Here is a 1061-nt window from a genome sequence, read left to right as displayed (position 1 = left end):
CTGATCACCCGGAAGGGCGATATTGGAGATACCCCCAAACGATTCAACCAGCTGATTCCACGCAGGAAACGAGGTGGGCACCAATACCTGAAAGCCCATTAAACACAAAACAGTTGCCCCAATGAAAATCCAGAACTCACGTGAATAGGTTGAGATTTCAGTTTTGGATGTTGGGATTTCTCTCCACCGGATAATCGCCAAGGCTATTGCCGCCACCAAAAAGAACAACAAATACAACAGCAACTGACCTGACAGACCAAGATCCGTAAAGGAGTGAACAGACGCATCGCCTAATACTCCGCTTCGGGTTAAAAAGGTTGAATAGAGAATAAGAATGAAAACAGAAATCACCAGGATAATGGAGGCCTTCAAAGCGGTTTCACTGTTCTTATAGGTGATCATGGTGTGAATAGAAGCAATGAGGATAAGCCAAGGAACGTAAACAGCATTCTCTACCGGATCCCAGTTCCAGTAACCACCAAAATTCAACGTTTCGTACGCCCAATAACCACCCATTAAAATTCCAAGCCCCAGTATTGCACCGGCAAACAACGACCACGGTAGGGCCGGACGAACCCATTCGCGGTAACGCTTTAACCACAAGCCAGCCATGCAAAATGAAAACGGAACCAGCGTGGCCGCAAAACCCAGGAACAACGTAGGCGGATGAATAACCATCCAGTAGTTTTGTAACAGCGGATTTAACCCTGCGCCATCTTGCGGAATAAAATCAGGCTGAACCGTGAAGATGGGATCGGGCATGGCATCGCGCAGCAGAATGAAAGGTGAACTCCCTATTTTTAATTCAAGCCCGGGGAGTACTACACCTAAAATCATTGACGTAAGAAATGCCTGAACCACGGAGAACACCGTCATGACTGGCCCTTCCCAGAATTTATTCGTGAGAATGATTACAATGCCGAGCACCGCATGCCAGAACATCCACAACAAAAAGCTTCCCTCCTGTCCGTTCCAGAATGTAGAGATCAGGTAATGTGCCGGGAGTTTTTTATCGGAGTGACTATAGGCGTAATGATACTCGAAATAATGGTTTTTGATGA

General features: G+C 46.6%; 1 protein-coding gene. It reads right to left on the bottom strand.

All coding sequences use genetic code 11. The features are described from left to right. The coding region (ccsA, locus tag CAPSK01_RS04925) for a cytochrome c biogenesis protein CcsA (protein ID WP_034923301.1) at positions 1–1061 on the bottom strand (1061 nt) is incomplete at both ends.

This window comes from Candidatus Accumulibacter vicinus, assembly GCF_000584955.1.
In the GTDB taxonomy this organism is placed as follows: Bacteria; Pseudomonadota; Gammaproteobacteria; order Burkholderiales; family Rhodocyclaceae; genus Accumulibacter; species Accumulibacter vicinus.
This window is presented reverse-complemented; position numbering and strand designations above follow the sequence as displayed.